Source organism: Roseomonas sp. SRI_022, from assembly GCF_057586215.1.
Window position 1 is genome coordinate 47882 of record NZ_JBYCZL010000033.1, and the last position, 6874, is coordinate 54755.

Sequence of the window (6874 nt, forward strand, 5' to 3'; positions counted from 1 at the left end):
CGCCGCGCGCCTCACAGCGCGGGGCGGAGATCCTTCCATGGTGCCGCGCGTTCATAGGCGGCCGCGGCGCGGTAGATTGTCGCCTCTTCGAAGAAGCGCCCGACCAGTTGCAGGGCGAGCGGCAGCCCTTCGGCCTGGGACAGCCCGCACATGACCGTCAGCGCCGGATGGCCGGTGACGTTGAAGGGGGTGCGCGCCTGGCGCGGATAGGTGATCTCCACCGCCTCCTCGTCATCGATGCGGCAGGCGGGGTCCATGCTGGATGCGGTCAGCAGAAGATCGACGCCGGCCAATGCGTCCTCCACCGCGGCGATCAGTTCGCGCCGGCGGCGTTGCGCCTGGACGTAGTCCTCCGCGCGGACGAACAGCCCGGGGGCGAGGCGCTTGCGGGTGAGGTTCGCGTAGCCCTCCGGCGCCTCGCGCAGCCAGCGCCCGTGGATGGCGGCGGCCTCGGACAGCAGGATGGCGCGGTTCACGCCGGCGAACTCGTTCAGCGAGGGCAGGGTCACGGTCTTCATCTTTGCCCCTTCCTTCGCCAGCAGCCGGGCCGCGGTTTCGAGGGCGGCGGCGATTTCCGGCGCGGCGGGCTGGTCGGTCTCGTGGAAATGGCGGACGAAGCCGATCGTCAGGCCCTTCAGGCCCTTCTTCAGGTGGCGCGCGTAGTTCTCCGCGCGCCGTGCTGCGCTGCCGGGATCGGCCGCGTCATGGCCGGCGATGGCGCCGAGCAGCAAGGCGTTCGATGCCACGTCCCGCGTCATCGGCCCGACATGGTCGAGCGTGAATGCCAGCGGGAAGACGCCGCGGCGCGACACGAGGCCGTAGGTCGCCTTCATGCCGACGATGCCGCAATGGCTCGCGGGATGGCGCACCGATCCGCCGGTGTCCGTGCCGAGTGCCGCGGGCAGGATGTTCGCCCCCACGATCGACCCCGAGCCGGAGGAGGAGCCACCCGGATGATGTGCCGTGTTCCAGGGGTTGCGCGCCGGCGGGAAGGGCAGGTCGAAGGCCGGCCCGCCGATGGCGAATTCATGCGTCGCGAGCTTGACCGGGAACACCGCCCCGGCGGCGCGCAGCCGCGCGACCACCGCCGCATCCGCCTGCTTCACATTGCCCAGCAGATGGCGCGAATGGCAGGTCGTGACATGGCCTGCGAGGTCGATGATGTCCTTCAGCCCGATCGGCAGCCCATCGACCGGCGAACGCGGGCCGGATCGCGCGATGCGCCGCCCGGCCTTCTTCGCATCCTCCCGCGCAGCGTCCCACAGCGGCAGGATGGTGGTGTTGAGCCGCGGTTCCAGTGCGTCGAAGCGCGCCCGCAGGGCATCGAGGTATTCGACCGGCGAGATCCGTCGCCGGGCGATGGCGGCGGAGGCCTCGGCCAGCGTCATCTCATGCGGCGCGACGGCCATCAGCGGGCGGCCTTCGGCATCGGCACGGCATAGGCGGGGATCGGTTCGGCCGTCTCATCGGCCGGGCGGGCGAAGGCGCCGGCCAGGCGGCGCGCATGGCCGATGGCCTCGGCGATCTCAGCCTCGCGGCCGCGCCACGGCGTGCCGAGTCCCGCGGCACGGGCGAGCGCTTCGTCGTCGGTCATGCCATCGCCATCCTTGTCCCTGCGGGTCCGGCAAACTGCCGCAAAAGCGGCATGCGCGGAAGTTGCCGGACAAGGATGGCAGGCGTGCGGCGATCCGGCGGCCGGACGGGTATGCCGCGTGGGGTTGGTGTGGCGGCCGCGCGCGAAGCAAGGCCTCCGGTGCCCAGTTAGCCGAACGGCTGGCCGGCATCAGGCCGTGGCGGCGCCGCGCATCACCCCCGACAGCAGGGTATAGGCAGCGACCCAGGCCTGCTGCGCCTCGTCCGTCCAGGCCGGGCCAAGTCCGCGTTCCAGAGTCCAGAGCAGGGCGGCGCCGACGCTGTCGTACTGGCTGTCCTGCACGCCGTAATCCGCATGACGGCGGGCCAGCGCCTCGGCGGCCGGGATGATCTCCTCAGGCCGCGTCAGCCCGGCGACCACGGTGCTCAGCATCACCAGCAGCTTGCGTTTCTGTTCCGGCAGCGTCTCGGCCTTGAACAGCGGTTTCGTCGTCGGGTCGATCTCGAACAACCGGTCGTAGAACAGGTCGGCAGCGGTATCGCCGATCGGCACGACCTGCTTCCACGTTGCTTGCACGATGCGCGTCTGTTCAGGGGACATGACATCTCCTTGGTCGGATCGTGGAAGCGCCACGGCGGGTGTGGCGCGGCCATGGAGCGAGCAAGGATCATTCCAGCAGCAGGAACGATCGGGACGAGGGTGCGGAAGTAACCCGCGCCGCCCACGAGGCCGGGGCGGAAGACGGCCCCCGCCCGGCCATGACCGGACGGCCAGATTGCCCAAGGCTTGCCCGGGGGCGATTTTCCGGCGTCGCGTTGTGGCGTATGGGTCCGCCATGACGCATGCCGCACCCAACCTGCCGCTCGCCGGGCTGAAGATCGTCGAACTCGGCCACTACATCGCCGCGCCCTTCGCGACCCGGTTGCTCGCCGATCTGGGCGCCGAGGTGGTGAAGGTGGAACCGCCCGACGGCGACCCGGTGCGCGGCTGGGGGTCGAACGTCCAGGGCAACGCCGTCTGGTTCAGCGTGCATGGGCGCAACAAGCTGTCGGTCACGCTCGACCTCAAGAAGCCCGAGGACCGCGCGCGGCTGGTCGCCCTGTTGAAGCGTGCCGACGCGCTGGTGGAGAATTTCCGCGCCGGCTACCTCGAACGCATCGGCCTCGGCCCCGACGTGCTGCATGCGGCGAACCCGCGCCTGGTCATCGGGCGCATCTCCGGCTACGGCCAGGGCGGGCCGTATCGCGACAAGCCCGCCTTCGGCGCCATTGGCGAAGCAATGGGGGGGCTGCGCCACCTGACCGCCAATCCCGGCCAGACCGAATACCCGCCGCCGCGCTGCGGCGTGTCGATCAGCGACGACCTCGCCGGCATGTACTGCGCTATGGCGGTGGTCGCGGCCTGCTGGCAGGTGAAGGGCGACCCGGCGGCGAAGGGGCGCGTGGTGGATGTGGACCTCGTCAGCAGCGTCTTCTCGCTGATGGAGGGCATGCTGCCCGAATACGGCCTGTTCGGCTGGGTGCGGCAGCCGCAAGGCGCGGCGATCAAGACCGCGGCGCCGACCAACACCTACCCCTGCGCGGACGGCAAATGGCTGTGCGTCGCGGGCAATTCCGACCTGATCTTCAAGCGGCTGATGGCGGCGATCGGCCGGCCCGCCATGGCCGAAGATCCCCGCTTCGCCAACAATGCCGGGCGCTGCGAGAACGTCGCGGAACTGGATGCCGCCATCGCCGATTGGACGCGCACGCAACCCGCGGCGGATGCCGAGGCGATCCTGGAAGCCGCCGAGGTGCCCTGTTCGCGCCTGTTCGACATGGCCGATTGCGCCAACGATCCGCATTTCCGCGACCGCGGCTGGGTGATGGAAGTCGCCGACCCGCTGCTCGGCCCCGTGCTGCACCCCGCCGCGCCTTTCCGCTTCGACGGCGTCAGCCCGCAGCAGATGGTGCGCTGGCCCGGCGTCGCGGCCGGTGCGCATAACGACAAGGTCTTTGCCGCGCTCGAGCGGGGAGAAACCACGCCGCTCTCGGCGTGACGCAATACGAAGGAAAGCAACGCATGACGACGACCACGACCACCGCCGCGCGCGGCGCCGCGACGGCGCGCTTCTGGGGCATGGCGCTGCTCGGCTCGGCCGTGCTGGCCGCCTCGGCGCAGATCAGCCTGCCGATGTGGCCGGTGCCGGCGACGCTGCAGACGCTGGCGGTGCTGCTGCTCGGCGCGCTGGGCGGCGCGCGGCTCGGCGTGACGAGCGTCGCTCTGTACATCGCCGAGGGCGCGGCAGGGCTGCCGGTCTTCGCCGGCGGGGCCGCCGGCCTGCCGGTGCTGGCCGGGCCGACCGCGGGCTACCTGCTGGGCTTCCTGCCGGCGGCGTGGATCGCGGGGCAGGTCGGCCGGGGCGCGCTGCGCCAGGCCGCCATGCTGACCGCGGCGCATCTGGTGCTGTTCGTGCCGGGCGTCATTTGGCTGGCGGGCTTCGTCGGGCTGGAGCGCGCGGCGATGGTGGGCTTCGTGCTGTTCGTGCCGGGCACGCTGGTGAAGACCGCCCTGGCCTTCGCCACGCTGCGGGCGGTTCGGCGCGGCTGACGAATTGCCAGAAAAGTCCGGTTCGGGACTAATTTCTTCGAAATGGGGAGGGGGAGCCCGTGCGACCCTCCCTTGCAGCCGCGGAACACCGCCGATGGCGTTCCCGGCCACGCATGCTTCATCATGGTTGCCCATTGTGCCCGGCGATCATTGGTGAGTAATTGGGCAGATTGACCGGAAATAGGGCCGGTTTCTGCCCAATAATTCACCGAAGGATGCTGGGACTCATGCTCGACGGACAACTCCTTGGCGGGGCGCTGTCGCGCCTCGATGAAGCCGCCCGCCATATCCAGATCGACCCGGACGTCATCGAGCGCCTGAAGTATGCGCGGGAGATGACGAAGGTCCGGCTGATGATCCGCATGGATGACGGGTCGCGGAAGTCCTTCCTCGCCTGGCGCTGCCGCTATGACGACACGCGCGGCCCGACCAAGGGCGGCATCCGCTTCCACCCCGACGCCTCGGCCGAGGAGGTCGAGACCCTCGCCTTCTGGATGACCATGAAGTGCGCCGTGATGGACCTGCCCTATGGCGGAGGGAAGGGCGCGGTGAAGCTCGATCCGCGCGCGCTGTCGAAGGCGGAGCTGGAGCGGCTGTCGCGCGCCTATGTCCAGGCCTTCTCCAAGGTGATCGGGCCGGATCGCGACATTCCCGCGCCCGATGTCTACACCAACTCCATGATCATGGGCTGGATGGCGGACGAATACGCCTCCATCCGTGGCGAGCCCGTGCCGGCGGTGATCACCGGCAAGCCGATCGCCCTTGGCGGGTCCGTCGGCCGCGACGATGCGACGGCGCGGGGCGGCTACTACCTGGTGAAGCATCTGGCGGCGGAACTCGGCCTGTCGGCCGGCATGCGCGTCGCCGTGCAGGGCTTCGGCAATGCCGGGCAGTTCATCGCGAAGATGCTGGCCGCCGACGGCCATCGCATCGTCGCGATTTCGGATTCCCGCGGCGCCATCGCCTGCGAGGCGGGGCTCGACGTCGATCGGCTGGTCGCGCTGAAGGCGCAGGGCGGATCGGTCAGCACCTTCGATGCCCCGGGCGTGTGCCGCGTGTCGGAGGAGGAACTCCTCGCCACTGAATGCGACCTGCTGGTGCCGGCCGCGCTCGAGGACATGATCCATGTCGGCAATGTGGGCACGCTGCGCGCCAAGGTGGTGCTGGAACTCGCCAACGGCCCGGTGACTCCGGAGGCCGACCGCATCCTCGACGCCAAGGGCGTGGTGGTCCTGCCCGATATCCTGGCGAATGCCGGCGGCGTCACCGTCTCCTACTTCGAGTGGGTACAGAACCGGCAGGGCTACTACTGGACGCTCGAGGACATCCATGCGCGGCTGAAGACCATCATGGAGCGCGAGGGTACGAAGATCTGGGCGCTGTCGCGCGAGAAGGGCGTCTCGGCGCGCACCGCGGCCTATGTCCACGCCCTCGGGCGGCTGGCCCAGGCCATCGAGGCGCACGGCACGCAGCAATTCTTCGCGGGCTGATCGCAACGCGAGGGGCCGCGCCGCGCTGGCCCCTCGCGCCGCCTGCGGAGCCGTGGGAAAAGGGGTGACGAGACCAGGAGGATCCCATGACCGACGCCGCCATCATCAGCGAGGTCGCCCCGCGCGACGGCATCCAGTCGATCACCGGCGCCCCCGTCTCCACCGAGGCCAAGATCGCCCTGATCCAGGCCTGCTACGACGCCGGGCTGCGGCGCATGGAAGTCGGCTCCTTCGTCTCGCCCAAGGCCATTCCGCAGATGGCGCAGACGGAGATCGTGCTCGCTGCCTGCAAGACGATGCCCGGGCTTGAATCAACCGTGCTGGTGCCGAACCGTCGCGGCTTCGACGCGGCGATCGAACACGGCGCCGACCGGCTCGGCTTCTTCATGTCGGCTACCGCCGGGCACAACAAGGCGAACCTCAACCGCACGCGGGAGGAATCCTTCGAGGAACTGGCGAAGCTGGTGAAGGACACGCCCAAGGGTGTGAAGATCCGCTTCAACCTGTCCTGTGTCTTCCACTGCCCCTTCGACGGCGTCGTGCCGGAAGCCGAGGTGCTGCCCTGGATCGAGCGCATCGTCGCCCTCGATCCGGAGATGGAGATCGCGCTCGCCGACACCACCGGCAATGCGAGCCCGGACCAGGTCGGCCGCATCTTCCGCCATGCCATCGGCACATGGGGCCACCGCTTCGCCTTCCACGGCCATGACACCTACGGCATGGGCGTCGCCAATGTCTCCGCCGCGTGGGAGGCCGGGTGCCGAGTGTTCGACAGTGCCGCCGGCGGCATCGGCGGCTGCCCCTTCGCGCCGGGCGCCACGGGCAATGTGGCGACCGAGGACGTGGTGTGGATGTTCCGCCGCATGGGCGTTGCCACCGGCGTCACCTGGAACCGGCTGCTCGTCGCGGCGGACATGGCGGCCGCCATTCCGGGCGCGGTGCCAGGCGGGCGCATGCGGGCGGTGCCGGCCGCCCGGCAGGCGGCGTGACGCGCCGCCGCCCTGCGCTGCGCGTTCTTTCGTGCGCGGCACCGGCACCCCATCTATCGTGGCGCATGCGATACGCCCCGGCCCTGCTCGTCCTTCTGCTCGCCGCCTGCGCGCCTGACGGCAGCGCGCCGACAGCCACCGCGCCGGCGACCGGGGCCGAGGCGGCGCCGGATGGCACCATCGTGACCGAATATGGCGGCGGCAACGCGCCG

General features: G+C 70.2%; 7 protein-coding genes. 4 read left to right on the top strand and 3 right to left on the bottom strand.

Features of this window, described 5'->3' with window-relative positions:
• Window positions 1-11 precede the first annotated feature (11 nt).
• The 3 genes from AC2YHJ_RS24215 to AC2YHJ_RS24225 form a co-directional block, all read right to left on the bottom strand.
• Complete coding sequence (locus tag AC2YHJ_RS24215; RefSeq protein WP_487398755.1) at window positions 12-1409, bottom strand: amidase; 1398 nt, start codon at window positions 1407-1409, stop codon at window positions 12-14.
• Complete coding sequence (locus AC2YHJ_RS24220) at window positions 1409-1594, bottom strand: hypothetical protein (RefSeq protein WP_487398756.1); 186 nt, start codon at window positions 1592-1594, stop codon at window positions 1409-1411. The genes AC2YHJ_RS24215 and AC2YHJ_RS24220 overlap by 1 nt, the downstream gene beginning before the upstream one ends.
• 189 nt (window positions 1595-1783) lie before the next feature.
• Window positions 1784-2194 (bottom strand): globin family protein, encoded by a 411-nt coding sequence (locus AC2YHJ_RS24225; RefSeq protein WP_487398757.1) that lies wholly within the window; start codon window positions 2192-2194, stop codon window positions 1784-1786.
• A 235-nt stretch (window positions 2195-2429) separates the two neighbouring features.
• Between AC2YHJ_RS24225 and AC2YHJ_RS24230 the strand changes: the two genes are divergently transcribed.
• The 4 genes from AC2YHJ_RS24230 to AC2YHJ_RS24245 all read left to right on the top strand — a co-directional run bounded on the left by AC2YHJ_RS24230 (window position 2430) and on the right by AC2YHJ_RS24245 (window position 6662).
• The gene (locus AC2YHJ_RS24230; RefSeq protein WP_487398758.1) at window positions 2430-3632 is read left to right on the top strand and encodes a CaiB/BaiF CoA transferase family protein; all 1203 of its coding nucleotides are present in this window, start codon (window positions 2430-2432) and stop codon (window positions 3630-3632) included.
• 23 nt (window positions 3633-3655) lie between these two features.
• A complete protein-coding gene (locus AC2YHJ_RS24235) occupies window positions 3656-4183 on the top strand; it encodes a biotin transporter BioY (protein WP_487398759.1) in 528 nt (175 codons plus the stop codon).
• Between the two features lie 227 nt (window positions 4184-4410).
• A complete protein-coding gene (locus AC2YHJ_RS24240; protein WP_487398760.1) occupies window positions 4411-5673 on the top strand; it encodes a Glu/Leu/Phe/Val family dehydrogenase in 1263 nt (420 codons plus the stop codon).
• A gap of 86 nt (window positions 5674-5759) precedes the next feature.
• Window positions 5760-6662, top strand: coding sequence for a hydroxymethylglutaryl-CoA lyase (locus AC2YHJ_RS24245; protein WP_487398761.1), 903 nt, complete (start codon window positions 5760-5762; stop codon window positions 6660-6662).
• The last annotated feature ends 212 nt before the right edge of the window (window positions 6663-6874 follow it).

What these genes read in the sequence shown, in the direction of transcription:
- AC2YHJ_RS24215 (WP_487398755.1), bottom strand. Translation starts at nt 1,409, where the DNA reads ATGGCCGTCGCGCCGCATGAGATGACGCTGGCCGAGGCCTCCGCCGCC.
- AC2YHJ_RS24220 (WP_487398756.1), bottom strand. Translation starts at nt 1,594, where the DNA reads ATGACCGACGACGAAGCGCTCGCCCGTGCCGCGGGACTCGGCACGCCG.
- AC2YHJ_RS24225 (WP_487398757.1), bottom strand. Translation starts at nt 2,194, where the DNA reads ATGTCCCCTGAACAGACGCGCATCGTGCAAGCAACGTGGAAGCAGGTC.
- AC2YHJ_RS24230 (WP_487398758.1), top strand. Translation starts at nt 2,430, where the DNA reads ATGACGCATGCCGCACCCAACCTGCCGCTCGCCGGGCTGAAGATCGTC.
- AC2YHJ_RS24235 (WP_487398759.1), top strand. Translation starts at nt 3,656, where the DNA reads ATGACGACGACCACGACCACCGCCGCGCGCGGCGCCGCGACGGCGCGC.
- AC2YHJ_RS24240 (WP_487398760.1), top strand. Translation starts at nt 4,411, where the DNA reads ATGCTCGACGGACAACTCCTTGGCGGGGCGCTGTCGCGCCTCGATGAA.
- AC2YHJ_RS24245 (WP_487398761.1), top strand. Translation starts at nt 5,760, where the DNA reads ATGACCGACGCCGCCATCATCAGCGAGGTCGCCCCGCGCGACGGCATC.